Origin of the sequence: Dactylococcopsis salina PCC 8305 (assembly GCF_000317615.1) — a bacterium.
Taxonomy (GTDB): Bacteria; Cyanobacteriota; Cyanobacteriia; order Cyanobacteriales; family Rubidibacteraceae; genus Halothece; species Halothece salina.
Window position 1 is genome coordinate 635742 of record NC_019780.1, and the last position, 26620, is coordinate 662361.

The 26620-nt window shown below is 44.1% G+C and carries 19 protein-coding genes and 4 pseudogenes; 11 read left to right on the plus strand and 12 right to left on the minus strand.

Going from position 1 to position 26620, the window contains the following annotated elements; translation table 11 throughout:
* Positions 1-196: 196 nt before the first annotated feature.
* The 5 genes from DACSA_RS03235 to rpsT form a co-directional block, all read right to left on the minus strand.
* Positions 197-4066 carry a DNA-directed RNA polymerase subunit beta' gene (locus DACSA_RS03235; RefSeq protein ID WP_015228406.1) on the minus strand — a complete coding sequence of 1290 codons (3870 nt, stop codon included), beginning with the start codon at positions 4064-4066 and terminating at the stop codon, positions 197-199.
* Positions 4067-4110: 44 nt separating this feature from the next.
* Positions 4111-6000: a DNA-directed RNA polymerase subunit gamma gene (locus DACSA_RS22405; protein ID WP_015228407.1), complete on the minus strand. Its 1890-nt coding sequence runs from the start codon at positions 5998-6000 to the stop codon at positions 4111-4113.
* An 89-nt stretch (positions 6001-6089) separates the two neighbouring features.
* On the minus strand, positions 6090-9473 hold the full coding sequence (gene rpoB / locus DACSA_RS03245) for a DNA-directed RNA polymerase subunit beta (protein WP_015228408.1): 3384 nt from the start codon (positions 9471-9473) through the stop codon (positions 6090-6092).
* A gap of 82 nt (positions 9474-9555) precedes the next feature.
* On the minus strand, positions 9556-10350 hold the full coding sequence (locus DACSA_RS03250) for a TatD family hydrolase (protein ID WP_015228409.1): 795 nt from the start codon (positions 10348-10350) through the stop codon (positions 9556-9558).
* A gap of 77 nt (positions 10351-10427) precedes the next feature.
* A complete protein-coding gene (gene rpsT, locus DACSA_RS03255; RefSeq protein WP_015228410.1) occupies positions 10428-10718 on the minus strand; it encodes a 30S ribosomal protein S20 in 291 nt (96 codons plus the stop codon).
* A gap of 348 nt (positions 10719-11066) precedes the next feature.
* Between rpsT and hisD the strand changes: the two genes are divergently transcribed.
* Both hisD and DACSA_RS20170 read left to right on the plus strand, forming a co-directional pair.
* The gene (gene hisD, locus DACSA_RS03260) at positions 11067-12383 is read left to right on the plus strand and encodes a histidinol dehydrogenase (protein WP_015228411.1); all 1317 of its coding nucleotides are present in this window, start codon (positions 11067-11069) and stop codon (positions 12381-12383) included.
* Positions 12364-12501, plus strand: a pseudogene (locus DACSA_RS20170) (Uma2 family endonuclease); the annotation flags it as partial. The gene hisD and the pseudogene DACSA_RS20170, both read left to right, overlap by 20 nt.
* Before the next feature lie 53 nt (positions 12502-12554).
* Here the strand turns inward: DACSA_RS20170 and vap15 are convergent.
* On the minus strand, positions 12555-12782 hold the full coding sequence (vap15, locus tag DACSA_RS03265; RefSeq protein ID WP_015228412.1) for a type II toxin-antitoxin system VapB15 family antitoxin: 228 nt from the start codon (positions 12780-12782) through the stop codon (positions 12555-12557).
* Positions 12783-13024: 242 nt separating this feature from the next.
* Between vap15 and DACSA_RS18760 the strand changes: the two genes are divergently transcribed.
* From DACSA_RS18760 to DACSA_RS03285, 4 genes and pseudogenes are all read left to right on the plus strand, one after another.
* Positions 13025-13228: a hypothetical protein gene (locus DACSA_RS18760; protein WP_051017271.1), complete on the plus strand. Its 204-nt coding sequence runs from the start codon at positions 13025-13027 to the stop codon at positions 13226-13228.
* A gap of 13 nt (positions 13229-13241) precedes the next feature.
* A pseudogene (locus tag DACSA_RS03275) lies at positions 13242-13641 on the plus strand (Uma2 family endonuclease); the annotation flags it as partial.
* Positions 13637-14434, plus strand: a pseudogene (locus DACSA_RS03280) (RNA-guided endonuclease TnpB family protein); the annotation flags it as partial. The pseudogenes DACSA_RS03275 and DACSA_RS03280, both read left to right, overlap by 5 nt.
* 153 nt (positions 14435-14587) lie before the next feature.
* Positions 14588-16228 carry an IS1634 family transposase gene (locus DACSA_RS03285; protein WP_015228413.1) on the plus strand — a complete coding sequence of 547 codons (1641 nt, stop codon included), beginning with the start codon at positions 14588-14590 and terminating at the stop codon, positions 16226-16228.
* Positions 16229-16638: 410 nt separating this feature from the next.
* Here the strand turns inward: DACSA_RS03285 and DACSA_RS03290 are convergent, their stop codons facing one another.
* From DACSA_RS03290 to DACSA_RS03300, 4 genes are all read right to left on the minus strand, one after another.
* Positions 16639-16992, minus strand: coding sequence for a nucleotidyltransferase domain-containing protein (locus DACSA_RS03290; RefSeq protein ID WP_015228414.1), 354 nt, complete (start codon positions 16990-16992; stop codon positions 16639-16641).
* 358 nt (positions 16993-17350) lie between these two features.
* Positions 17351-18670 carry a glutamate-5-semialdehyde dehydrogenase gene (locus DACSA_RS03295; RefSeq protein ID WP_015228415.1) on the minus strand — a complete coding sequence of 440 codons (1320 nt, stop codon included), beginning with the start codon at positions 18668-18670 and terminating at the stop codon, positions 17351-17353.
* A 237-nt stretch (positions 18671-18907) separates the two neighbouring features.
* A complete protein-coding gene (locus DACSA_RS20175) occupies positions 18908-19069 on the minus strand; it encodes a hypothetical protein (protein ID WP_156800632.1) in 162 nt (53 codons plus the stop codon).
* A gap of 35 nt (positions 19070-19104) precedes the next feature.
* Complete coding sequence (locus DACSA_RS03300) at positions 19105-19383, minus strand: hypothetical protein (RefSeq protein ID WP_015228416.1); 279 nt, start codon at positions 19381-19383, stop codon at positions 19105-19107.
* Positions 19384-19486: 103 nt separating this feature from the next.
* Between DACSA_RS03300 and DACSA_RS22410 the strand changes: the two genes are divergently transcribed.
* Both DACSA_RS22410 and DACSA_RS03305 read left to right on the plus strand, forming a co-directional pair.
* Positions 19487-19615: a hypothetical protein gene (locus tag DACSA_RS22410; protein ID WP_269544681.1), complete on the plus strand. Its 129-nt coding sequence runs from the start codon at positions 19487-19489 to the stop codon at positions 19613-19615.
* 86 nt (positions 19616-19701) lie between these two features.
* Positions 19702-21900: a phosphoketolase family protein gene (locus DACSA_RS03305; protein ID WP_015228417.1), complete on the plus strand. Its 2199-nt coding sequence runs from the start codon at positions 19702-19704 to the stop codon at positions 21898-21900.
* A 95-nt stretch (positions 21901-21995) separates the two neighbouring features.
* Here DACSA_RS03305 and DACSA_RS03310 read toward each other — a convergent pair whose 3' ends face one another.
* Together DACSA_RS03310 and DACSA_RS03315 are read right to left on the minus strand one after the other, a co-directional pair.
* Positions 21996-22319, minus strand: coding sequence for a hypothetical protein (locus DACSA_RS03310; protein ID WP_156800634.1), 324 nt, complete (start codon positions 22317-22319; stop codon positions 21996-21998).
* Positions 22320-22325: 6 nt separating this feature from the next.
* Entirely contained in the window at positions 22326-22601 is a 276-nt protein-coding gene (locus DACSA_RS03315; RefSeq protein WP_015228418.1) for a YggT family protein, read from the minus strand.
* A gap of 148 nt (positions 22602-22749) precedes the next feature.
* Between DACSA_RS03315 and psbX the strand changes: the two genes are divergently transcribed.
* The 3 genes and pseudogenes from psbX (at position 22750) to DACSA_RS18775 (ending at position 26507) form a co-directional block, all read left to right on the plus strand.
* Entirely contained in the window at positions 22750-22869 is a 120-nt protein-coding gene (gene psbX, locus DACSA_RS03320; RefSeq protein WP_015228419.1) for a photosystem II reaction center X protein, read from the plus strand.
* Between the two features lie 798 nt (positions 22870-23667).
* A pseudogene (locus DACSA_RS03325) lies at positions 23668-24849 on the plus strand (reverse transcriptase domain-containing protein); the annotation flags it as partial.
* A 59-nt stretch (positions 24850-24908) separates the two neighbouring features.
* Positions 24909-26507 carry a group II intron reverse transcriptase/maturase gene (locus DACSA_RS18775; RefSeq protein ID WP_015228421.1) on the plus strand — a complete coding sequence of 533 codons (1599 nt, stop codon included), beginning with the start codon at positions 24909-24911 and terminating at the stop codon, positions 26505-26507.
* Positions 26508-26620 lie beyond the last annotated feature (113 nt).

Consider the following 26620-nt stretch of genomic DNA (forward strand, 5'->3'; position numbering starts at 1 on the left):
TAATTCTGTGTTGGGTTTCGCTTCTCTTCACCGAACCTACGTTTGATGTCAGCTAATTTGTGTTGGGTTTCGCTTCTCTTCACCGAACCTACGTTTGATGTCAGCTAATTTGTGTTGGGTTTCGCTTCTCTTCACCCAACCTACGTTTGATCTACTAAGCCCCCCAATCATCGGGGGGTTTGGGGGGATTAACCTGTTACTCCTGATCCAACTCCTCATCAGACAACTGATAATTACGCGCCGTTTGGTCGTCAACGAGATCGCCATTGCTTTGAATTTCAGCAACATCAGGAGGAATCGGATAAATTGTATTCTGACTGAGAGAATTTTCTTCCTCAGTTAAAGCATATCCCAACGAATCCTCATGGACACTAAACCCAGTACCTGCTGGAATTAAACGTCCAATGATCACATTTTCTTTTAAGCCACGTAACCAGTCAGATTTGCCCTCGATCGCGGCTTCGGTCAAGACGCGAGTTGTCTCTTGGAAACTTGCCGCACTGATAAAGCTATCGGTATTGAGAGAGGCTTTCGTAATCCCCAATAAATTGGGTTTATAGTCCACTGGTGCGCCACCAATAATCGACATAGTTTCGTTATCCTTATGCACATCCCGTAATTCTGCCAACTCTCCAGGTAAGCGAATCGTATCGCCACCATCTTCTACCTTCACCTTAGAAGTCATCTGACGGACAATCACCTCAATATGTTTATCAGAAATATCAATCCCTTGAGACTGATAAACCCGTTGGACTTCATCCACTAAAAACTGTTGAACTTTTTGCAAACTGCGAAGTGCGGCTTCATAAGTCCCCATTTCTTGATCTGTGTAATGTTGAAAGAAGACTTCTAGAATCTCGTGGGGATTTGCTGGGCCATCGGTCAAGGGATCACCAGCCTCAACCGTTTGTCCATCAGCAATCAACATACTTTGTCCCGCACCAATGGCATAATTACTGATCACCCCATCGGGTTCAATAATCTTCACGTCAACGGTTTCATCATCCTTATATTCCACTTGCGCTGTTCCCGAACGGGCGGCGAGAACACAAGCCTCTCGTGGCTTCCGCGCCTCCAACAGTTCCTCAATCCGAGGTAATCCTTGAATAATATCCCCCGTTTTGGTTCGTTCATAAATCAGTAAGACGAGGTTATCTCCTCGTTGCACTAAACTGCCATTATCCACGTGCAACACCGCACCACTAGACACCCGATAAGGACGGGCATTTCGCAGCACGATCGCGTCTTTTTTGACAGCAATCACCTGTCCAGACTCTGGGGCAACCACTTTTTTAGTGAGAGGAGAATTTGCTACCACTAAATCCCCTTCTTCCACTTGTGCTTTCCCTGTAATCGGAACGATCGTTAAATCAGCATCTCGCGCCACTAACACCCGACGAATCGCCTCGCCCCCTTCACGGATTCCTCGCACCTCACCTGCTTCTCGACATTGGATTTCGGTTCGAGCGACAATTTCCCCTGGGGGAATCTCTTGTCCATCTTTTACCAAAATGCGAGTTTGAGGGCTACCACTAAACGCATCCCCTTCATTTTCTCGACGAATCGCTAAAGATTCGAGAATCACCATCTGTAAGAAATAAGCGTCTTCTTCCTCTTCACGCTCCATCAATTCAATATCAACACTAATCGGTAGCGAATCTTTACTCGCTGCTGGCTCATCTTCATCATTGATATTGAGAACCAATTGAGTTCGCATCAATTCTATACCATTAACCGACTTCACCCGTTCTCCGTCTTTATAAAACAAGCGTTGGGAGGCTTTCAGTTCAATTTGTATATTCCCCAATTCATTCATCGAACTTTGAGAGGGAATATCAGGTTCATCGGGAATGGTATATTCCACCACAGGACGCAACAGAATTGCGTTTCCTTCTGGGGTTTCCACATACTGCACATAACGCAGAGAATCCGCCGTTAAATCAGGGGTAATCGCTTCTCCTGGATGTACCAATTGATCCGTACCACAAAGGGGTTCTTGTTCACTCAGATGAACCTCTCCCGATTTAATAATGATTTCCCGCAGGATTTCATTTTTCTGGATGACTTCTACAATTCCCGAAGATTGACAGAACATATTTTCTACAATCTCCACACCAGCCTCAACATATTCTCCATCTTCCACACGGAGTAAGCCGATATCTTTATTGATTTCGTGGCATTCTTCAGGAATCCAAAGCAGCGTTCCGCCTTGGGTCACTTCATAGCCATTTTTCGCTTTGCCGCGCTTATCAATTTCTACCCCTGCATATTTCACCATACCGCCCGTTTCTGTGCGATAAGTATCATCCATTAATTCGGCAATCACATCGCCATGTTTGACTTTGCTGCCAGGGGTGGCTTTTAAGGCAAAGCGTTGATCATTAGCAGAGTGGATAATATATTGTTCACCACTCCCGATGCTGGAACGACGAATGTAAGCCTGATCTAATTGGATGGAAGCGGTGATGATTTCGATTTCCCGTTTTCCAGTACCGAGACGAACCACACCGCCTTTGCTGGTGATTAGTTTGGTTTCCGCAAGAATGTCTCCCGATTCAACTTTTGAGCCGTTGCTGACGACGGGTTCTGCCCCAGGCAGGAGGTTATACACTTCTCCTGATAGCACCCATAATAGTCCCCCCCGTTGAGCGGTGCGTGTCATGTTCCCCTGACGATCGGTTTTTTCTTCGGGAATTAAGTCCTGGAATAAGACTTCTCCTGCTAAGTCGGAGGAAACATCTTTTGTCGCTTTCTCGGTCGATCGTTTTTTCGGGGTGGCGACTTCCACGATTAATTGTCCCGCTTCTACGGTTTCGTTGTTATTAGCCATTAACAACGAACCTGGAGTCACGGCGATCGTTTTTTGTTCACCGTTAGCCAGTTGAACAGAAATCTCTCCCGCCACTTCTACTTGTTCTCGTTCTTCTCCGTGACGAGTTCGCACTTTACGAGTTTTGAGCTTTTTGGGGACAATCACTGTTCCTTGTTCGGGGGCGGTCACTTGTTGGGCAATATCTCCTGTAAATACGCCCCCAGTGTGGAATGTCCGCATGGTTAACTGGGTTCCTGGTTCGCCGATCGATTGCGCGGCAATAATGCCTACGGCTTCTCCGCGATCGACGGGTTTCCCATGAGCTAAACTCCAGCCATAGCAACACTTACACACCGATCGCGCTGACTCACAAGTCAAGGGCGATCGCACCTTCACCGTTTTCACCGTTTTCCCAATGCGTTCAGCAAGGGGTTGATCCACTTCCTGATTCCGTTCTGCGATCACTTCACCTGTTTCTGGATCAACTACATTTTCCGCAAGCGTCCGACCAAACAAACGTTCCTCAAGGGGAATCAAAACTCGTTCCCCATCCGTCATGCTGGTGACAGTAATTCCCCGTTCCGTTCCACAATCATCTTCCCGAACAATCAAATCTTGGGACACATCCACCAAACGACGGGTCAAATAACCCGAGTCAGCCGTCCGTAACGCGGTATCAACCAACCCTTTACGCGCCCCGTAAGAGGAAATAATATATTCCGTAACTGTCAAGCCTTCTCGGAAATTGGTTTTAATCGGGAGGTCAATAATTTCCCCTTGCGGATCAGCCATTAAGCCGCGCATTCCCACCAACTGACGCACCTGAGACAAGTTTCCTCTTGCCCCCGACTGTGACATCATATAAACGGAATTAAGGGGATCAGTGGCTTGGAAATTCCGCACTACTTCATCTTTCAACGCTTCCGAGGTCACGTTCCAAGTATCCACCACCTTTTGAAAACGTTCCACTTCCGTAATTTTACCAATGCGATAACGTTCTTCGGTTTCTGCGATCGTGGTTTCTGCGGAGTCCAGCATCTCCCGTTTACTGGGAGGCACTTGTAAGTCTTCCACACTAATGGACACACCCGCTTTCGTGGCGTAATGAAACCCCATATCTTTTAGTGCGTCCGCCATTGCTGAACAACTGGCACTGCCATAATTAATGAAAGCCCAATGAATGAGTTTTTTCAGTTGCTTTTTATCAACAACTTGGTTCCAGAAGATTGTTTTGGGTTGCTTCTTATCAGTCATGGTTTATTGGTGATTGATTATTTGCGATTGGTGATTCGGGGGAATTAAACGTTAACTACAGAACTACCTAATAAAGCATCGTGGATTGTTTTGTTATAGATCACACGCCCGGCGGTGGTGCGAATATATTGCGCTACTACTTCTCCGTCTGCATTTTCTTTCACCCGTCGATTGGGATACACTTTCAGCACAGTGCCATCCTCACGAGTTTCTTCTTCGACCGGTTCTGCTTCTACAGGGTCTCTCACTTCTCCTTCAAAGCGCACCCAAATATAAGCATGAAGATTTAAGTGTCCTTGCTGGTAGGCACAAATTACATCCTCTAAATTAGAGAAATATCGTTTATCTTGAGGCTCTACCGTGGCATTTTCCGCCGTTAGATAATACGTTCCTAAAACCATATCTTGAGACGGCGCAACAATGGGCGTTCCCGTTGCGGGAGACAAGATGTTATGGCTCGCTAACATCAATAGTCGCGCTTCTGATTGCGATTCTAGGGAGAGGGGAACATGAACCGCCATCTGGTCGCCATCAAAGTCGGCGTTAAATGCTGGACAAACTAGGGGATGCAATTGAATCGCTCGTCCTTCCACTAAAATCGGTTCAAAGGCTTGAATCCCTAAACGGTGCAAGGTGGGAGCGCGGTTCAGCATAACGGGATGTCCCGTGATCACTTCTTCCAACACTTCCCAGATTTCTGGATCGTTGTGTTGAATCTTTTTCTTTGCTGATTTAATGTTGCTAACCACTCCATTACGGATCAAGCGGTGAATCACAAAAGGCTGGAAAAGCTCGATCGCCATTTCTCGTGGTAAGCCACACTGATAGATTTTCAAGTTCGGACCAACGACAATCACGCTTCTTCCCGAATAATCCACCCGTTTTCCTAACAGGTTTTGTCGGAACCGACCTTGTTTCCCTTCAATAATATCCGACAAAGACTTCAAGGGACGATTATTTGCGCCCACAACCATTCGGCCGCGACGACCGTTATCAATTAACGCATCTACGGCTTCTTGTAACATCCGTTTCTCATTCCGAACGATGATCTCTGGCGCGAGAATATCCTGTAAACGGGCAAGACGATTATTGCGATTAATCACCCGTCGATAGAGATCATTGAGGTCAGAAGTCGCAAAGCGTCCACCGTCTAATTGCACCATCGGACGTAAATCTGGGGGAATCACGGGGATATAGGTTAAAATCATCCAGTCTGGAGAAGACCCAGTGGCGATAAAATGGTCGATAATGCGTAACCGTTTAATCAGTTTCGCTCGTTTTTGTCCTTTGGCATTAGAAACTTCTTCCCGTAGTTTTTCTGCTTCTTCCTCCAAATTGAGGTCTTCTAATAAACGTTGGATGGCTTCAGCGCCAATGCCAACTTCCACTCCCATCAACTCTGTATCTTCAGCATAGAGTTGATCTTCAATTTCCATCCACTGTTCTTCGGTCAACAGTTGTTTATAGCTTAAATTCCCCGCATTGCCCGGTTCTAACACCACATAGGAGTTAAAGTAAACAATTTGCTCCACATCCCGTAACGCCATGTCTAAAAGGATGCTCAAATAACTGGGAATCCCTTTTAAGTACCAAACATGAGTTACCGCCGCTGCCAGCTTAATATATCCCATGCGATGACGACGCACTCTCGACTCGGTAACTTCTACCCCACAGCGTTCGCAAACAATCCCACGATGACGCACTCGTTTATATTTGCCGCAGTGACATTCCCAATCTTTCGCCGGACCGAAGATGCGCTCGCAAAACAACCCGTCCATTTCTGGTTTCAGGGTGCGATAGTTAATGGTTTCGGGTTTGGTTACTTCTCCCACTACTTGACCGTTCGGGAGGTTGCGCTCTCCCCATTCACGGATGCGATCGGGCGCTGCGATATTAATTTTAACGTAATCAAACTCTTGCTTTGACTGTGCCATATTTCTGCTCTGCTCACTTGTAAAATAACGACCTCAAAGGTGACTTGTCATTCCTCACCAGTGAATAACAAGTCACACTTCCCCAAAACTTATGATTCCACTTCTTCGGTTTCGGCTTCTTCTGCGGCGAGGGCCTCTGCGGGAACAATGTCTTTCCGAGATAAAGACTCATAAGTGGGGCGCGAAGGCGTGCGACGACGTTCGCTGTCCGCCATCAAATCCACTTCTAAATCTTCACTGGTCCCATCGTCATTGGTATCTACCCGATGGACAGAAATATCTAATCCTAAAGACTGTAATTCCCGCATCAGTACCTTAAAGGATTCTGGCGTGCCAGGGCGAGGAATCGGTTTTCCTTTCACAATGGCATTCAAGGCTTCGTTACGCCCCTGCATATCGTCTGATTTCACCGTTAACAATTCTTGCAAGGTGTAAGCCGCGCCGTAAGCCTCTAACGCCCAAACTTCCATTTCTCCAAATCGTTGTCCTCCTTGTTGCGCTTTTCCGCCTAATGGTTGTTGCGTCACTAAAGAATAAGGACCGGTCGATCGAGCGTGAATCTTATCATCAACCAAGTGAACCAGTTTCAGCATATAGGCTTGTCCGACAGTGATTGGTCGATCGAAAGGCTCTCCTGTCCGTCCATCATAAAGAGTCATTTTCCCTGGATTATTTTCATCAAATGCCCACTCTTTACCAGGACGACTGGCGGCTTCTTTCAACTTCGCATCCACCGTGTCACGGGAAGCCTGTTCCCCATACATTTCATCAAACGGAGTCAACTTAAAGCGAGCATTCAGATTTTCTGCAGCCCAACCCAAGAGACACTCAAACACTTGTCCCACATTCATCCGTGAGGGAACACCGAGAGGATTTAACGCCACATCAAGGGGACGACCATCAGGGAGGTAAGGCATATCTTCAATGGGGAGAATCCGAGAAATAATCCCTTTATTCCCGTGTCGTCCTGCCATTTTATCTCCCACTTGAATTTTCCGTTTCAGGGCGACATAGCAGCGCACCACCATATTTGCCCCTGGGGGGAGTTCGTCTCCTTGTTCACGGGTAAACACGCGCACATCGACAATGCGACCTTTTTCCCCATTGGGAACTCGTAGCGAGTTATCACGAACATCGCGCGCTTTTTCCCCAAAAATAGCACGGAGGAGCTTTTCTTCTGGCGGTTGATCCGACTCTCCTTTCGGGGTAACTTTTCCGACAAGGATATCCCCTGCTTCTACCCAAGCACCAACCCGAATAATGCCACGTTCATCCAATTGCCGCAACGCATCTTCGCCCACGTTGGGAATCTCACGAGTCACTTCTTCCGGTCCGAGTTTCGTCTGACGAGCTTCGATTTCGTATTTCTCAACGTGGATACTGGTGTAAACGTCATCCTGTACCAGACGCTCACTGACTAAAATCGCATCTTCATAGTTATATCCCTCCCAGGGCATATAAGCAATCAGAACATTTTGACCGAGAGCAATTTCGCCCCCTTCCGTTGCCGAACCATCCGCTAACACCTGTCCTGGCACTACTTCCTCGCCCGCAAACACGAGAGGACGTTGGTTTAAACAAGTGTCCTGGTTAGAACGCTGATATTTTTGTAGAGGATATTCAAGAAATTGTGGTTCTGATGCTTCTTCTTCCGAAGTTTCTCCCTCCAATTGCGGTTGTTCTTGCGGGGGGGTACTGACTTTTACTCGGACAATCGTTGCATCCACATAATCCACTGTCCCATAAGTCCGAGACACCACTACCATCCCAGAATCACGAGCAGATTGTGCTTCTAATCCTGTTCCCACTAAAGGACGTTCGGGACGCAATAAAGGCACTGCTTGACGCTGCATATTTGACCCCATGAGAGCGCGGTTTGCGTCATCATGTTCCAAGAACGGAATCAGGGAAGTTGCCACCGACACAATCTGTAGGGGAGAAATGGCGACATAATCCACTTCTTTCGGGCTAGTGGTGGTAAACTCTTGACGATAGCGCACCGCCACTGTATTCCCTAAAATATACCCTTCTTCATCTGTCGCAATATCTCCAGGGGCAACTCGTTTGTCGTCTTCTTCGTCGGCGGTGAGATAAATCGGGTCTTGATCACGCAACACACGCCCATCTTCCACTGGATAATAGGGAGTGGCAATAAAGCCAAAATGATTCACTCGCGCACAAGTTGCCAAAGACCCAATTAAACCCGCATTGGGACCTTCTGGCGTTTCTACTGGACAAATCCGTCCATAGTGGGAGGGATGAATATCACGCACCGCAAACCCAGCCCGTTCTCGACTTAATCCTCCCGGTCCCAATGCACTAATCCGCCGTTTGTGAGTCAACTCTGCTAAAGGATTCGTCTGATCCATAAATTGGGACAATTGCGATGAGCCAAAAAACTCTTTAATCGCCGCCACCAAGGGTTTTGGATTCACCAAAGATGTCGGAGTGAGGGTGTTCGCCTCCGAAACCGTCATCCGTTCCCGAATAATCCGTTCTAAGCGATTTAATCCTACTCGCACTTGGTTCTGTAAGAGTTCGCCAACGGAACGCACTCGACGATTTCCCAAGTGGTCAATATCATCGGTCGTTCCGAGGTCAAATTCTAAATTGATTAAATAATCGATCGCCGCTAAAATATCCTGTTGGGTCAATACTCGTGTTGTTTCGGGAGTGGTAAGATTTAACTTCCGATTCAGTTTGTGACGACCGACTCGTCCTAAATCATAACGTTTGGGGTCAAAGAAACGAGAATCTAATAATTGTTGACCTCCTGAAACCGTTGGCGGTTCACCAGGACGCAGTTTCCGATAAAGTTCTAAGAGTGCTTCTTCTTCGGTGGGATTCCCTTCTTTATCTAGGGTTTTTTGGAAATAGTCTGCGTTGCGTAACCCATCATTAATTTCGTTATCCTGGAGTCCAATGGCTTTGAGGAGAACTTGGGCGCTGAGTTTACGAGTTTTATCAATGCGAACCCAAACTAAATCGTTTTTGTCGGTTTCAAATTTTAACCAAGCCCCTCGGTTGGGAATTAAGGACGCAGAATAAGTCCGACGGTTATTTTTATCGGTTTCGGGTTTATAATAAACCCCAGGAGAACGAACAATTTGGTTAACAATAATCCGTTCTGCACCATTAATCACAAATGTTCCCCGTTCTGTCATTAACGGTAACTCACCGATAAAGACTTCTTGCTCTTGAATTTCTCCAGTTTCTTTATTGATGAGACAGGTGGGAACGTACATCTGTACGGAATAGCTACTGTCACGGCGTTTCGCTTCATCTACCTCATATTTTGGCGGTTTCAGTCGGAAGTTTTCGGCGACAAAACGTAGTTCCAATTTTCCTGTATAGTCGGAAATTGGGGAGAAGCTATCTAACTCCTCAATTAATCCCTTTTCTAAAAACCAACGGAAGCTGGCGCGTTGAATTTCAATTAAATCCGGTAACAGATTGGTGGCTAGATTACTCATTGATTAATCTTTTCTTGGTGTTGCGTTGGTGAGTCTGGTTAATACTTTTTTGTGATTCAAGAGCGGGAATTAACTCTTGATTTTAATTAAATTCGCTGATTGAGGGTAGAGAAAATAATTCACGAGCGTTACGGGTGGTGGTTTCAGCTAGGGTTTCTAAGGGGGTGTTTCTTAAGTTGGCGACGGTTTCGGCAACATAGCGCACGTAACTTGGTTCGTTGCGTTTGCCCCGTTTGGGAACTGGGGCGAGGAAAGGACAGTCTGTTTCTACTAAGAGTCGATCGTCGGGGACGATTTGCGCTGAGGACTGGACAGTTTTAGCATTTTTAAATGTGACTAAGCCACTGAAGCTGATGTAAAATCCCAAGTTGAGACAGATTTCTGTTTCTTCGGGAGAACCCGCCCAACAGTGCATTACTCCTTTGACTGCTCCTTTTTCGGTTTGAAATTTGCTCACCAATTCGACTAATTCTGTCGTTGCGTCTCGACAGTGGATGATGACGGGTTTGTTGAGGCGTTGCGCGATCGAGAGTTGATTCCAAAATGCGTTTCTTTGTTCTTGGACGTTTTCGGCTTTATACAAGTCTAACCCAGTTTCCCCAATGGCAACCACACGGGGATCAGACTGGGCTAACTGCTCGGTTTCTTGGGCGAGTTCAGGTTTCCATTTTCGCGCTTCTAGGGGATGTAAGCCAACTGCAAAGGAGACTTCTGGAAACTGCTGCGCGATCGCGCTGATTTGGGCATACTCTTTGGGCTCAACGCAGGAGTGAACGAGTTGCACCACTCCTTGTTCTTGCCAACGGGTTTTTAATTCTGCCAATTCCGCCTCAAAAACATCAAAGTTGATGTGAACATGGGTATCAATTAGCTGCATTACTAACCGCTGCTCCTTCAACCTATTGGTTTGTGTTCTGATGCTAATTTTCGGGTTAACGATCGATCGAATCGAGACTAAGCAGAAGTTACTTTTTTCAGAGCTTTTGCTAAACGAGCTTTTTTTCTTGCCCCATTATTTTTATGGAGAGCATTGACTTTAACTGCCTTATCAATTTTACTGTAAGCAGCCGCCATGGCTTTTTGCACTTGTTGTTCTTTTTCGCTGTCGGGGTTGCTGGCGTAGTCATCAACCACAGCAAAGTATTTTTTCATCAGCGTTTTCACAGCCGACTTATAGGATTTATTTTGGAGACGATTGCGCTCTGCGATTTGGATACGCTTCTTTGCGGATTTAATATTTGCCACGGTTATCCTTCAAAGAATAAATTACTTTATTGGTTTATTTTATCCCCCCGCTCTTGAATCAAGATTAAGGGAACTATTATTGTAGCACCTTATTTCTAAACTTGTTAAGTGCTTGCAGATTTTTTTTTCAGTTGGCAAGAAGGAAAGGAGAAATTTTCAAGAGAAATGACAATGGAGGGAGGAGGTTCTGAAAAATTCAGGTTAAGCTAGAAAGGAAAAGCTGGGCAATTAAAATCATACCATCGTTTAATCGGCTTTCCCAGCCCCTGATCGTTTACGCTGAAAGTCGAAGCGATTTAGGGTAGAACGGTAAACGAGGGTAGTCGCTTAGAGGGGTATTTCGACTCCATGCTGCGGATTATAACTCAAATCGCGGAAGCAACAACAGAACTACAACGGATTTCCGATCGCACTCACAACCAACAAACAGAAGGGAAAGAGGTGGCGGTACGGGAGATTTTGAAGACGGTACAAACCGAGGGGGATCAAGCACTGCTTGACTATACCGAAAAGTTTGACCAACTGACCTTAACAGTTGACCAGTTGCGGGTGACAGGGTCAGAACTGGATGCGGCTTATCAACAAGTGTCTAAGGAATTAATTGATGCGATCGCCCTTGCCAGGAAAAAAATTGAGGCGTTTCATCGCCAACGCACGCCAAAATCATGGGTGGAGTTTGGTGACAATCAAACCGTATTAGGGAAACGCTATACTGCGGTCGATCGAGCGGGATTATATGTCCCTGGCGGACGCGCCTCCTATCCCAGCACGGTTTTAATGAATGCTGTCCCCGCGACAGTCGCTGGGGTTTCCCGACGAGTGATGGTTACGCCCCCTGGGGCTGATGGAAAAGTCAACTCGGCGGTGTTGGTGGCAGCACAAGAAGCGGGAATTGAGGAAATTTATCGCGTGGGAGGGGCGCACGCGATCGGTGCGTTAGCCTATGGGACAGAAACCATCCCCAAAGTTGATGTCATCACCGGTCCTGGCAACATTTACGTCACCCTGGCGAAAAAAATGGTTTATGGGACAGTGGGAATTGACTCTTTAGCGGGACCCTCGGAAGTTTTAATCATTGCGGATCACAATGCAAATCCCGTTTATGTCGCTGCGGACTTGTTAGCGCAGGCAGAACACGATCCGATGGCGGCGGCGATTCTGCTGACGACAGAGGAAAAATTAGCGCAAGAAGTACAAAAGCAAGTAGAAGTCCAATTAGAGAATCATCCCCGTCGCACACTCACCGAGAAGGCGATCGCCCATTATGGAGTAGCCGTCGTGGTTAAATCCCTCACCGAAGCGGCAAAACTATCAAACTTGTTTGCACCAGAACATTTAGAATTAGAAGTCGAAGACCCCTGGGAAATGCTGAACTTAATCCGACACGCGGGCGCAATTTTTATGGGTCATTCCACCCCAGAAGCAGTGGGAGATTATCTCGCCGGACCCAATCATACCCTTCCCACCTCTGGCGCGGCGCGTTATGCTTCGGCGTTAGGAGTGGAAACCTTTATGAAGCATTCTAGTTTAATTGAGTATTCTCATACCGCGTTGGATGACGTATCCCAAGCGATTCAAACCTTAGCGCAAGCAGAGGGATTACATTCTCATAGTGAGTCGGTGCGCTTACGGATGTCAAAGCAGTATGATCAGTATAAATGCTGATTTAGTCATCTGGAATCGTCAAACTGGCTTGGGAAAAACTTTTGATTCTTCTGGCGGCTTTTCCCTACCCAATGGCGCACAGCGATCGCCCGATGCGGCTTGGATTCCTCTCGAAAAGTAGAACGCACTCACTTTAGAGGAAAAAAGGGGCTGATAATCAGTTCCTTAAGGCTAGTCATTTGTTTTCCAATCAAATCTGACTGTCTCTACTTCTTCAGTAATCTCTTCTAGAGACAAGTCATCGGTTTCAAATGCTTGAAGTAATTCTGTTAGTTTTTGTTCTCGCAACTTTTTTTCTAATTCTTTACTTAGTTTAATTTTTTCTGATTCAGATAACTGTTCCACTAATTTTAAGATTTGGTCAAAATCTAAGGAAAGCTGATAGACTTTTTTACTCATGAGATTTATCGGTGAATACTGATGTTGTCAATTTATACCATTTTAAAAAAGTTAGGTTACAGCCAATCCCCCCAAACCCCCCTTTGAAAGGGGGGCTTAGTCGATCGCTAATGTAGCGCCAATTGTTTTAAATGGTATTAATTCACCCCATTAGGATAAAATTATAACAAAGTGCAATTATTTCTCCGTTCTATTCTTTCCTCAGAGAAGACTTTGGGGCTGATAGTGATCTTGATGTTTTAGTGACTTTTGCTGAAGATGCAAAGTCTGCGCTTCTCGATCTGGTGAGAATGGAACTAGAATTAGAGAACATTGTCGGGCGATCGGTGGATTTGATTGAAAAAAGAGGAATTGAATGTAGTCAAAATTGGATTCGCCGTGACGAAATCTTAAAAACAGCAGTTCCAGTGAACTTATTTTTCCAGCTATCGCCCCTTACCATTTAATCAGTCAGCCATTATGACGACAACCACTCTCAATCTCAACCCGATCATTAAGTTAACTCAACAACAATTTTATACGCTATGTGCGACTAACCCCAACACCAAACTAGAACTTAATGCTAACGGAGAATTAATTGTTATGTCCCCCACTGGCGGCGAAACCAGCGCTTGGAATTCTAAACTCATTGCGGCTTTAGTGAATTGGAATGAACAAACGGGGTTAGGACAAACTTTTGATTCTTCTGGGGGGATTTTCCCTACCCAATGGCGCACAGCGATCGCCCGATGCGGCTTGGATTCCTCTCGAAAAGTGGAACGCACTCACTTTAGAGGAAAAAAGGGGCTTTTTACCACTGTGTCCTGATTTTGTCATCGAACTCCTTTCACCCTCAGATTTTTGGAAACAAGGAACAGAATCCTCAAAATGTAGAGGTGAGAGAAGATTGCTTAAAGTTTCCTAAACTAGGAGAAATTAAGGCAGTCTTACATCGACCCATCAAAGGTTCGGTTAAGACTGTGACTATTAGCAAAAATACTTGTGGAGAGTATTATGCTTCTATTTTGGTTGAAGACGGGAAGGAAAAACCAAAACCTTCTTCAGAAGGAAAAGCGGTTGGAATTGACTTAGGGTTAAATCATTATGCTATCACTAGCGATGGTAATAAATTTAATAATCCTCGTTGGATGGATAAGCATGAGAAAAACCTTAAGATTAAACAACAGCAATTATCTCGGAAGCAAAAAGGTTCTCATAACAGAAATAAAGCTCGTCATCAAGTAGCCAGAGTTCATAAAAAGGTTTCTAACAGCAGGGAAGATTTTCTACACAAACTAAGTCGTAGCTTAGTTGACGAAAACCAAGTCATTTGTGTAGAGAATCTAGCAGTTAAGAACATGATGAAGAACCATAATCTGGCTAAAGCCATTAGTCAAGTTGGTTGGGGACAGTTCTGTACTATGCTGAAGTACAAAGCTGAACAAGACGGTAAAACCTATGTTGAGGTTGACCGCTTTTTCCCTAGTTCAAAGACTTGCAACGTCTGCTTAAATCAAGTTGATAGTCTGCCACTAGATGTTCGCAGTTGGAAATGCTCAAACTGTGGAACAGAACATGATAGAGACATTAACGCTGCTAAGAATATCAGAGACGAAGGACTACGAATTATTGCCTGTGGGACACGGGATGACAGCTTGGTTCGCCAAGGCTGAAAAAGCCTATCGCCGGATGTAAGACTTGGAAATAGTCTATTTGGAGATTATGGAAAAGCATTCTTTTGGGTAGGAAGCTCCTTCTACATTGCGTTAGCAATTAGAAGAGGGTAGTTCACAAGCTCCCAATTTGGTTTCTGGGGAATATGAGTAATGGTTAGTGTATCAAATAACTTATCATCGATCGAAGTAACAAATTTAGACCATTTAGGAATCGTTGCTGGCTTAATTGATGAAATCGGACTGGTCGAACAAATCAATGAATTAGTAGTAGAACAACCCGGGGAAAAAGTAAGCCCAGGTCATGCAGTGAAAGCGATGATTCTCAATGGCTTAGGACTATTTTCATCTCCCTTATACCTATTTCCCAAATTCTTTGAAGCGCTCCCAACCGAACATTTAATTGGAGAAGGAATTCAAGCAGAACACTTAAATGATGATCGATTAGGACGAGTCTTAGACAAATTATATTTAACGGGATTAGAAGATATATTTCTCAGCATCGCCTTAAAAGTCATTAAACAATTTTCGATTGGTGTAGAAAGTCTTCATCTGGATTCAAGCTCTTTAAGTGTCGAAGGAGAATACGAAAATACTTTAATTGAAGAAGACAAAGTAGAAGTTAATTCAGAACTAGGAGAAAAGCTAAATCCTCCTCAACCGATTCAAATTACCTATGGTTATTCTCGGGATAAACGTCCCGACTTGAAACAGTTCATGGTTGATTTAATTTGTAGTGGTGATGGGGATATACCAGTTTTTTTAAGAACAGGAAGTGGAAATGAATCTGATCAGAAAGTATTTCCTGAAATCTTTAAGCAATTCCGAAATCAAGTTAATTTCGATTCATTGATGGTAGCAGATAGGGCACTATACACCGCCGAAAATCTGAAACAAATGCAAGATTTGAAATGGCTGACCCGAGTCCCATTTCGACTCAAACCGGCTCAAGCTCTTGCTAGACAAGTTAAATCCTCAGAAATGATTCCCAGTATGGGGCCTGGATATCGTTACTCAATTCACACACGAACTTATGGCGGAATTGAACAGCGATGGTTAGTAGTAGAAAGTGAAGAAAGACAAAAATCCGACCAAAAACGTATCGAGAAAAAAATCGAGAAAGATAGACTCGAAGCCGAAAAACAATTGCGGGAATTATACCGTCAAACTTATGCTTGTGTTCCTGATGCGCTCCAAGCCGTCAAAAAACTAGAAAAGAAATTTAAGTATCATCAAATCAGCCAAATTGAAGCCCGTGAAGAACCAGACAATAATCCCGACCAAGCTCAGATTAAAATTCGAGCAAATTTAGAAGAAAATTTGACTTTGATTGAAGAAGAAAAACAACTAGCAGGACGCTTTATTCTTGCCACCAATGTTTTAGATGAAGCCGAGCTATCTCCTGAGAAAATGCTCATTGAATATAAAGAACAACAGTCAACGGAAAGAGGATTTAGGTTCTTAAAAGACCCCATGTTTTTAGCCGATCGTATTTTTCTCAAATCTCCGGAACGGATTCAGGGTATGGCTTTAATTATGGGATTATGTCTGCTGGTTTATAACTTGGGGCAAAGAGAACTGCGCTCGGCTTTAGTTAGACGAGGGGAAATGGTTAAAAATCAATTAGGGAAAGAAACCAATTCCCCTACCTTGCGTTGGATTTTTCAACAATTTCAAGCGGTTCACTTGTTAAAAAATAGAGGAGAAAACCAAGTTTCTAATCTCACGGATGAGAGATTAAATTTACTACAATTGTTTCCCAAACCTTGCCAACAATATTATTTATTAGTGTAAGGGAAGTTTCCCCGAAGGAGTGAAAATCAAAGATGAAGTCAGTTGAGAGCTTCTGTAATTTTAGGCTTGTGCATTCTCAATTATTCTTAGTTAATGAGATGGAAGAAGAATTCACCCTGATTCTCCCCCAAAGTTTGATGGTGGAGTCAATCAATTTCCCTTGATACGGTCGCCAAACGGACAATGTGACAGTTGAGGGTGCGGAATGTGGGTTTAAGGCTCTTAACCCCTCAAAAAAGTGCAAGGAAATTGAACGCTCAATAGTGAAAACCCTGCATCAAAACTTTGAAATCTTACCGATTAATCAACCCTCTTGCCTAAGGCAACTTGCCTTTTGCCTTACTAAACCAACCAATGGACTTTTTCAGCAAGCCCTAGTTAACCATTGTTGAACCTCCTGCTTTTTTTCCTCATCCATAAAGCACTTGTCCTTGATCTAAAGCCTGTCTGACTAGAGAACTGCGAACCGTCAATTTTTTGTTAACTTCTTCGCGAGTCATCACAATGACATCCGTAGGAAAAGAAATTCCTCGCAAAGCCGAATAAGCAACACGCGATCGCCGATATCGAGGTTGATCAGACTCAGAAATAATCACTAATAAATCAAAGTCACTATCTTGATTAGGAACACCATAGGCATAAGAGCCAAACAAAATAATTTGCTCAGGATTTAGTGTTTCTACCAATCGACCTACTATTGTATCTAACTCATCTGTATTGATTGGAAAAGATTGATGACGAGTTAAATTATCAATTTTGCTCATAGATAACGAAAGCCTCTTGTATTACCTCGTCTCGAAAATAATGACTTAAATCGTTAGGAGTTCTGAGATCAACTGACCAATTAATGATCTTCGATAGCTCATCCTGCATTGTAATGATAGCTAACCCTATTTAAAGGAATTGGTAGCAGGGAAACTTTCATCTCTTGAAATTCTAGGTTATATCAAGTTCGGGTAATTGCTTAGAATTGGTGTTGGGTTTCGTGTACAGACGTTCCATGGCACGTCTCTACCCAACCTACTGTTTATCTCATCCGATCGAGCAGCCATTATGACGACAACCACTCTCAATCTCAACCCGATCATTAAGTTAACTCAACAACAATTCTATACGCGCTAGTCACTGTGTCCGGATTTTGTCTTTGCGAGTGAAGGGTTTAGGATTTTCCCCACTATAGCTGGCTGCAATGTGTCCGTTTCCAGTTAACTGATATTTATAGGTGACTAATCCTTCTAATCCCACCGGACCTCTCGGCGGCATTTTTTGAGTGCTGATTCCCACTTCAGCACCGAAACCATAACGGAAACCATCAGAAAAACGAGTGGAACAATTATGAAAAACTCCCGCCGCATCTACCTGGTTCAAAAATGCTTGAGCGTGGTCATTATTTTCAGTGACGATCGCCTCGGTATGTTTTGACCCATAACTCTTAATATGTGCGATCGCGCTTTCCAGATCAGCCACTACTTTCACGGCTAAGACTAATCCCCCATATTCCGTTGACCAATCGGTTTCCGTAGCTTCCTCAATTTGAGGCAAAATCTGGCGAGTTTCTGTATCTCCCCGTAAGGTCACTCCTTTTTCAGCCATTGCTGGGGCTAACAACGGTAGAAACTCCCCCGCAATGGTACGATTAACTAATAAGGTTTCCACTGCGTTACAAGCTGCGGGATACTGAGTTTTAGAATCAACCGCGATCGTCACTGCTTGTTTGAGATCAGCCGTTTCATCAACATAGAGATGACAAATCCCATCCGCATGACCTAAAACTGGAATGTTGGTGTTTTCCTGAATGTAGCGCACAAAGGAATTAGACCCTCTCGGAATAATCAAATCCACATATTGATCTAAGGATAACAATTCCTGAATCTCAGCGCGAGTGGTGAGAAGTTGTACCGCCTCGGGAGGAACATCGGTTTTAGATAAGGCGTTATGAATGACCTTAATTAACGCTTGACAGGAATTAAGTGCCTCTTTTCCCCCTTTCAAAATTACACCATTACCCGATTTAATCGCTAAACTGGTAATCTGAATTAGAGCATCGGGTCGCGCTTCAAAAATCACTCCTAACACGCCTAACGGACAAGTGAGGCGTTTTAAGATTAATCCTGTATCTAATTCGCGATGAATTTGAACAGCACCGATGGGATCATCAAGTTTAACGACATCTTGCACCCCTGCGATCGCGCTTTGCAATTTTGTCTGATCTAGTTTTAACCTTGCTTGTAATGCTTGCGGAATCCCCTCTTTTTTCGCTTCCTCACAGTCTTTCTGGTTCGCTGCGACAATTTGTTCGTTGTGAGTGGAAAGGGCGGCTGCGATCGCGCTTAAAGCCTCATTCCGTTGTTTTGTAGATAAAACCGCCAGTTTTTGCGACGCCTTTTGAGTTTTTTGAGCAAGGTCTGATAAAGAATCAGGAGTCGTTTTTGATACTACCATCGGGACTATTTTGATTGAAACATCACAGGGTTACTATCTTACCGTAATTTTTGATTAATTCGATACATTTTAGTCTCATTTTGGGTTTAAATTACCAAGGATTGCCAATAACGGTAAAGGTTGACCAGTAATAAGGATGAGAAAAATTAGTTTCAGGTGTGGAAAGTAAACTATTAGGAAGCGGATCACTACTACGAAGATTCGATCAGGTTGCGCCTTCAATGCGTACTTGTTTATTTAATAGCGCCAGTTGCGCTTGTTGTAGGGCGATCGATAGTTCGCAAATTGATTGAGGTTTAGTTGTTCATCCCAAAGTTGAATATAAGAGTGGTTTGGTTTTCCAGACTCTATTTTGGCGTGGGTGGCAAAATGAACGATCGGAAAGGGTTGATTTACCATTTGAGTCGATAGATTTTGTAAAGTAAAATCTTGATTTAAAAATGATCTTCCTTTTTACTTCCTGTTCTCGCTTCGGCTTTTTGTAAACTGGTTTCTACTTTTTCTGGGGTGACAATTGAGGTATAAAAATCTCGATCGAGATGATTTCGATATTGTTCCTCCCAAGTCTTTTCCATATTGGAAACGATGTTTAAAAGTTCTTGTTCCCGATTAATATTTTGCTTTGCTAACGGTGATAAATTTTGAGCAACAACCGAGGGAGAAAATAGGAAAGTACAACCGCTAATTAAAATCGAGGGTATTAGAAACTTCATTTTAATTATTATTTATAAAATTAGAAAACATTTGTTTTATTTTTTCACAGTGATCAGTAAGGTAATAAGTGATCGAGCATTTACTTTTACTTACTAATTAAATTTGAAAACTACTGGTCACTGGTCACTGGTCACTGGTCACTGGTCACTGGTCACTGGTCACTGGTCACTGGTCACTGGTCACTGGTCACTGATAGAATTAACTCTATCTAATCAATATAAGTTCCGTTGAACAGAGCTTGGTCAATTTTGTTCCAGAAAACTGTAAGATCAACTCAACGCTCACCATTGATAAAGATAAGAAAGGGTTTAATAAAAATGACAGTTGCTAACGCAATTCCGACATTTTGTCAAGGAATCCAACATTTTGCAGACACACTTCCAGAATTTGAAACCTATGGCAAAGAGGCAGCGATCGAAGCGGGAGAAACAAAAATCAAGTCTCCCAATGATCCGAGGGCAGTTTATCAAACTTTGTTAGCAGCGGATGCTCTCCGTTACTTAACGTTACAAATCACCGCATCCAAATCATCAGGACATCCGGGGGGTTTTGCCAGTGTCGCGGAAGGAATCGCAGCGTTGGTGATGTTGGGATATAAAAATATTGTTACAGAAGTCGGACATCATGCCCCTGGGTTTTATAGTAATGTTTTCCTCGATCGATCCCTAGAGGAGATGGGAATCGAAACCGTCCAACAGTTGCGCGATCGATTCCGAGAAACTCACGGACTACTGGGACACCTTTCTGGACAAATTCCAGGACTCCTCAGCCCTGCTGGCCCCTTAGGACAAGGACAACATTTCGCCATGGCAGGGGCAAAACTCAACCCTGGCACTCTTTTCCCTGTAACCATTGGTGATGGGGGATTAGGCGAACCTTATATCATGTCTAGCATTGGACACTTCCACACCGCTTATCCCAATGTCACCAACTTCCTTCCGATTTTAGTTTGGAATGGTTACTCCCAAGAACATCACAGCATGATCTCCACCAAAAGTAACGAGGAGATGATCGCATATTTCAAAGGGAATGACTTCCAAGAAATCATCCTAGTCGATGCCAAAGACTATGATGATGCAAACCAAACTGGGGATTATGTCGATAGTAGTCTCTTCTCTTTTAAACAACGTCTTGCCTTTACTGAAGCGGTTTTAGAAAACACTGCCCAAGCCGCCCAATCAGCACTCAATGGGAAACTAACCATATTAATCATTAAACAACTAAAAGGAACAGGAGTTCACAAACGAGGGGCAAAATCTCATAACCTTTATCCAGGGGATACTGTGGAGAAAGATTATATTGTCAACGCCTTAAAAGAACGAGCATTAACCCCAGAAGCATGGGAATTAGTTCGCACCAACTACAGCCGCGCGGGAGGCGGAGCCGCCTCGAAAACCGTTGTCACGGAGAAAGTATTACCCGTAGCAGACTTAGGAACGTTACCCAAATCAGAATATCCAGTGGGAGGAGACAAAAAAGTTGCAACTACTGCAATGGGAACATTAGTGGCTCACGTGGGGAAACAAGAAGCGAACTTTATCGTTTCCAATGCCGATGGGAATGCCGCCTCTGGAATTAATAACATCAATGAAGCACTAAAAATTATTCACCCTACCGCAGACGAAACTTATTTCCAACAACCCCAAGGACAAGTTTATGAACCTTTGAGTGAAGATGCTTGTGCTGGGTTAGCAGCGGCGAGTTGCTTGATGGGAGGACGGTCTTTATGGTGTTCTTATGAATCTTTTGCCGTGAATGGGCTGCCGATATGGCAAACGGTTACGCAAGCGATGGCAGAATTACGCCGTCCCACCCCTTCTACCATTACTTTATTCACAGCAGGGGCATTAGAACAAGGGCGTAATGGTTGGACGCATCAACGTCCTGAAATTGAAAACTATTTTGCTGGGATGATGCGAAATGGAAACATTTTCCCGCTTTTTCCTTGTGATGCCAATAGTATTCAAGTTTGTTATGAATGGGCGTTAGGAACGAAAAATAAAGGGGTGACAATTACAGCTTCTAAATCACCTTTACCCGTGCGAAGTACCTTCCAACAAACGGAGGAGGCGTTAGAGAAAGGGGCGTTTGTTTTACAAGAAACCCCAGGGGAAAAAACGGTTGTTTTTGCGGTCATTGGTGATATGACGTTAATGCCTGTTTTAGAAGCAGCCGCAGAATTAGAAAAACAAGGCATTGGTTCAAAAGTGGTCGCTGTAATCAGTCCTCGTCGTCTCTATCGTCCCACAGATACGGCTTGGGAAAGCTGCGCTGAAGCCGATGGCGGTTTTGCGGATGAGGCTACATTTCAGCAGTTATTTGGCGGTGAAGCGTTAATTGCGGTGACAGGTGGTTCGAGTGCGATGTTGGAACCCGTGATGTTACGCAGCCATTGTCCGCGAGATACGTTTGCTTGGAAACGAGGAGAAACCGCAGCCAGTGCTGGCGCAGTGATGGCAATTAATGGCTTAACGGCGGAGAATTTTGTTCAACGTTCTCTGACCTTGTTGGATTAAATAAAAAGTAGGTTGGGTGGAGTTTACGAAACCCAACACCAATCAGTTTTTCTCTGTTATCCCCCCTAACCCCCCTTTGAAAGGGGGGAATTTGTCTAGGTGAGGGTTTGCTGTTGGGAAACTGAAAGTTTTACCAAATAAGGATTTGAGGCGATTAAGTTCAGGTAAAAATGCAAGTTCATTGATTGTTCAATCGTCACGCACCTTGCATGCAAGCCTCTTGCCTCTTGCCTCTTGCATGCAAGCCTCTTGCCTCTTGCCTCTTGCCTCTTGCATGCAAGCCTCTTGCCTCTTGCCTCTTGCCTCTTGCCTCTTGCATGCAAGCCTCTTGCCTCTTGCCTCTTGCCTCTTGCCTCTTGCATGCAAGCCTCTTGCCTCTTGCCTCTTGCCTTACTAAACCAACCAATGGACTTTTTCAACAGACCCTAGGTGAGGAGTCCTTGTTGTCCTAGTAACAATTCCCGAATTAAGGTAAAAATACCGACCCAAATGATGGGAGTAATATCAACCCCGCCGATGGGAGGAATCACTTTCCGTAAGGGAGCTAAAAATGGCTCTGTGGGGAAGGCGACGAGACTATAGGGGAATTGTTTTAAGTTGATTTGGGGATACCAAGTGAGAACGATTCGGAAAATGAATAAAACCGTCATTACGGCGAGAAATATTCCTAAACTCCAATTGATGACTGTTGATGTTTCCATTTTTAAATTATTAAAATTATTAATAAATGCGAATGCTACTGCTCGATCGAGCGAAAACGGACTAATGATCTGGTTTTGCTATCGTAGTAGGGTAGCATAGGGATGATTTCCCTAAGCAATTAGATTCAACCATAGAATAATCATAACCATGACACCATCTTTAGCAAACTTTTTCTATAGCTTACTCGCGGGAACTTTAATCGTTGTGATTCCAGCGACTGTCGCACTGGTTTTCATTAGTGTAAAAGACCGCGTTCGTCGTTCCTAAAACGACAATTCCTTCTGTGATCATTAATGCAAGTCCGGGGGAAGCACTCCTCTGGGCTGCTTTTGTATTTTTGAAGCAACGATTAAAATCAAGGTGTGAGTGAGTGCTAAACCTTAGTGTGCGATTCGTTTTTGGTGAAATCGCTGGAGTTCCCTTGAACTCAGGAGTATAAGCCAAAGCATGGTTAGAACCCTTCGGGGTATTAAACCTTGACAACTTGATTTCCATGTTGGTGAGAGCCTGTGGAGCAACTGCTAAGAAACAGGTAGGGTAATTAAACCCGTTAATTCAAGTCCATCCCTCTCAGGGTGTGAGAGGACAGCATAACCCTCATCTATAGAATTGACTATTTGAGGATGAAGCAGGGTTAAAAGGGGTCACTGCTGGAAGCCTAAACTGGTAAATCCCTAGCAAGAGGCTATGCCTAGTAAACGAACCTATGTATGAATCATCGTAATTAGCAACCTGCGTAAAGGCTGTTCGCAGGGAGCGAAATATGCTCATAGCAAGAGGATGTAATTATGCTATGAATTACATCACATCTCCAAATTTGCTCGGTGGATAGTAGGGGGCTAAGGTTTCGAACAATGGAAATTAGGAACGAAGTAACCCTCGTCTATACTCTTGGGGTTGGTCGATACTTCAAGTAGTCTGTCGGGACGCAATCTCTGACGCATTTGTCGGGTAGAACGAGGGTAGGATTGGTCAAGAAGCAAATGCCTTCTTTAACGAGAAGGATATGCAGACGTGGCCACTTTCGATTACAAAGATAATGAAATGAAGTAGAGTGTAGAAGTTATGAACTCAAAGAAGTATGAATGTAGCGCAGAAATAAGAACCTTCCTCATGTGTTGGTTGAGCTTCGGACTTCTTCTTATGGAGAATTCCAAATGGAGTGAAATTGATTGGGGGAAAGTGGAAGTTAATGTGTTTAAGCTCCAAAAACGAATTTATCGAGCTTCTCGAAGTGGTGACGTGGCTAAAGTTCACAAACTCCAGAGATTATTGTTGCGGTCCTGGAATGCCCGACTCCTAGCAGTGCGGAGAATCTCGCAGGATAACCAAGGTAAAAATACCGCAGGGGTGGATGGAGTTAAAAGCCTAAACCCTTCACAACGGTTAAAACTTGCTGAAAACCTAACTCTTACAGGGAAGGGTAAAGCCTTAAGACGAGTGTATATTCCGAAACCAGGTAAAGCGGAAAAACGCGGCTTGGGAATTCCTGTTATGGAAGATAGAGCAAGGCAAGCAGTTCTCAAATTGGCTATGGAGCCAGAATGGGAAGCAAAATTCGAACCGAACTCGTACGGGTTCAGACCAGGACGTTCTTGCCATGATGCGGGAAAAGCAATCTATTTAAGCGTTAAACAAAAATCGAAATGGGTACTAGATGCGGATATTAGTAAATGCTTCGACCGTATAAATCACGATGTTCTCTTAAGAAAATTAAATACAACCCCGACGATTGCTCGACAAATTCGAGCTTGGTTGAAATCGGGGGTCTTGGATAGAGGTGATTGGATGCCAACAAATGAGGGAACACCGCAAGGAGGGGTGATAAGTCCTCTATTGGCAAACATCGCACTGCATGGACTTGAGGAGTACATAAAACAATGGGCTGAAACTTGGAAGGGAGGTAAACGGGACAACCGTTGGAGTATCTCCATAATCAGGTACGCAGATGACTTCGTTGTTCTTCACAAGGATAAATCCGTCATCCAACAAGCGAAAACGCTAATTGAACAATGGTTACATGGCTTAGGCTTAGAATTAAGTGAGAGCAAGACGAGGATTTGCCACACCTTGAATGATACGGATGAAACAAAAGCAGGGTTCGATTTCCTGGGGTGGAACGTCCGACAATATAAAGTCGGGAAGAACCACACGGGAAAAAGTACGAAGGGCGAGTTGCTCGGATTCAAAACAATAATCAAACCTAGCGACAAAAGTGTTAAAACGCACTATGAAAAGATTGTAAAGGATAGGCAGACGTATCCACTGTAGATTACGAAGATAATACGTGAAAGTAGAGTAATGTTATGGACTCATTGAAGTATAAATGTGATGCTCGGACAAAAACCTTCTTAATGCTCTGGTTAGGCTTTGGGTTTAATCTCATGGCTGAGACGGAATGGAGTCAGATTGACTGGAAAGAGGTTGAAATACGGGTGTTTAAGCTCCAAAAACGGATTTATCGAGCTTCTCTAAGTGGTGACGTGGCTAAAGTTCACAAACTCCAAAGATTATTGTTGAAGTCTTGGTGCGCTAAACTCCTAGCAGTACGGCGCATTTCGCAGGATAACCAGGGTAAAAACACCGCAGGGATAGATGGGATTAAAAGCCTGAGTCCTAAACAACGGTTAAGCCTTGCTGAAAACCTAACCCTAACAGGGAAAGGTGAATCCTTAAGACGGGTCTGGATTCCAAAACCAGGTCGGAAAGAGAAACGCGGCTTGGGTATTCCAGTAATGGAAGACCGTGCGAGGCAGGCACTCCTAAAATTGGCTTTAGAGCCAGAATGGGAAGCTAAATTTGAACCTAATTCGTACGGATTCAGACCAGGACGCTCTTGCCATGATGCGGAACAAGCAATATTCAGTTCAATTCGGTGCAAATCCAAATGGGTTTTAGATGCTGACATATCAAAATGCTTTGACCGTATAAACCATGATGTTCTTTTACAAAAATTGAATACAACCCCGATTATGGCTCGACAAATTCGAGCTTGGTTGAAATCGGGGGTCTTGGATAGAGGCGAATGGTTTCCAACAAATGAGGGAACACCACAAGGAGGGGTGATAAGTCCTCTATTGGCAAACATCGCCCTGCATGGACTTGAGGAGTACATTAAACAATGGGCTGAAACTTGGAAGGGAAGAAAGAAAAATAATCGGAATTCGATTTCTCTTATCAGGTCAGTGTTAGATTCTATGAAAGGTAAATCCCAAGAGGTAATCATTGATAAACTTAATCCCATAATCAGGGGATGGTGCAACTATCACAAAACAGTCTGTTCAAAAGAAACATTTAACGATATAGATGATTTAGTCTATAACAAATTACGTCGCTGGATTAAACGCCGTCATCCTAATAAAACCCTCAAATGGTGTGAAGAAAGATACTTTCATTTGACTAAGGAGAATAAGTTAAACGGAGACAAGAGAGAAGATAGATGGGTCTTTTCAACTCCTTCTGATATACCAAATTCTCCTGTTGCAGGCAAGCATGAATTACGCAAGCACGCATGGACACCAATTGAAAGACATATAAAAATCGAGGGTACGAGGACTCCCTACGATGGAGCTTGGCGGTATTGGAGTAAACGTCGGGGGGAATACCCTGGTATATATAAACGGGTTGCTACTCTGGTAAAGCGTCAGAAAGGCAAATGTACCCGTTGTGGACTTTACTTTAAGGATGGAGATGTAGAAGAAGTTGACCACATCATCCCCAAAGCCGAAGGGGGTAGAGATGACTACAAGAACTTACAATTACTCCATCGTCATTGTCACCATCAGAAAACTGTAGAAGACCGACAACGACAAATGGATAATCAGGGGCAAAAGAAAACCCAAAAGAAAACCAAGAAAAATCGTAAATCGGAAACTAGACAGGGAAGTTCTGTTAATACAGCGTAGTTTGGAGAGGAGCGGTATGATAGGAAACTATCACGTGCCGTTCCGAAGCCGAGTCAAGAGGGCGAGCTCTTGGCTTAGGTTAACTCAAGCTCCAGCCAAGGAACATCGCCCGT

Excerpts from the sequence above, each read along its gene's own strand:
- DACSA_RS03235 (WP_015228406.1), bottom strand. The coding sequence starts at position 4,066 with ATGACTGATAAGAAGCAACCCAAAACAATCTTCTGGAACCAAGTTGTT.
- DACSA_RS22405 (WP_015228407.1), bottom strand. The coding sequence starts at position 6,000 with ATGGCACAGTCAAAGCAAGAGTTTGATTACGTTAAAATTAATATCGCA.
- rpoB (WP_015228408.1), bottom strand. The coding sequence starts at position 9,473 with ATGAGTAATCTAGCCACCAATCTGTTACCGGATTTAATTGAAATTCAA.
- DACSA_RS03250 (WP_015228409.1), bottom strand. The coding sequence starts at position 10,350 with ATGCAGCTAATTGATACCCATGTTCACATCAACTTTGATGTTTTTGAG.
- hisD (WP_015228411.1), top strand. The coding sequence starts at position 11,067 with ATGCTGCGGATTATAACTCAAATCGCGGAAGCAACAACAGAACTACAA.
- vap15 (WP_015228412.1), bottom strand. The coding sequence starts at position 12,782 with ATGAGTAAAAAAGTCTATCAGCTTTCCTTAGATTTTGACCAAATCTTA.
- DACSA_RS03285 (WP_015228413.1), top strand. The coding sequence starts at position 14,588 with ATGGTTAGTGTATCAAATAACTTATCATCGATCGAAGTAACAAATTTA.
- DACSA_RS03290 (WP_015228414.1), bottom strand. The coding sequence starts at position 16,992 with ATGAGCAAAATTGATAATTTAACTCGTCATCAATCTTTTCCAATCAAT.
- DACSA_RS03295 (WP_015228415.1), bottom strand. The coding sequence starts at position 18,670 with ATGGTAGTATCAAAAACGACTCCTGATTCTTTATCAGACCTTGCTCAA.
- DACSA_RS20175 (WP_156800632.1), bottom strand. The coding sequence starts at position 19,069 with ATGGTAAATCAACCCTTTCCGATCGTTCATTTTGCCACCCACGCCAAA.
- DACSA_RS03300 (WP_015228416.1), bottom strand. The coding sequence starts at position 19,383 with ATGAAGTTTCTAATACCCTCGATTTTAATTAGCGGTTGTACTTTCCTA.
- DACSA_RS03305 (WP_015228417.1), top strand. The coding sequence starts at position 19,702 with ATGACAGTTGCTAACGCAATTCCGACATTTTGTCAAGGAATCCAACAT.
- DACSA_RS03315 (WP_015228418.1), bottom strand. The coding sequence starts at position 22,601 with ATGGAAACATCAACAGTCATCAATTGGAGTTTAGGAATATTTCTCGCC.
- psbX (WP_015228419.1), top strand. The coding sequence starts at position 22,750 with ATGACACCATCTTTAGCAAACTTTTTCTATAGCTTACTCGCGGGAACT.
- DACSA_RS18775 (WP_015228421.1), top strand. The coding sequence starts at position 24,909 with ATGGACTCATTGAAGTATAAATGTGATGCTCGGACAAAAACCTTCTTA.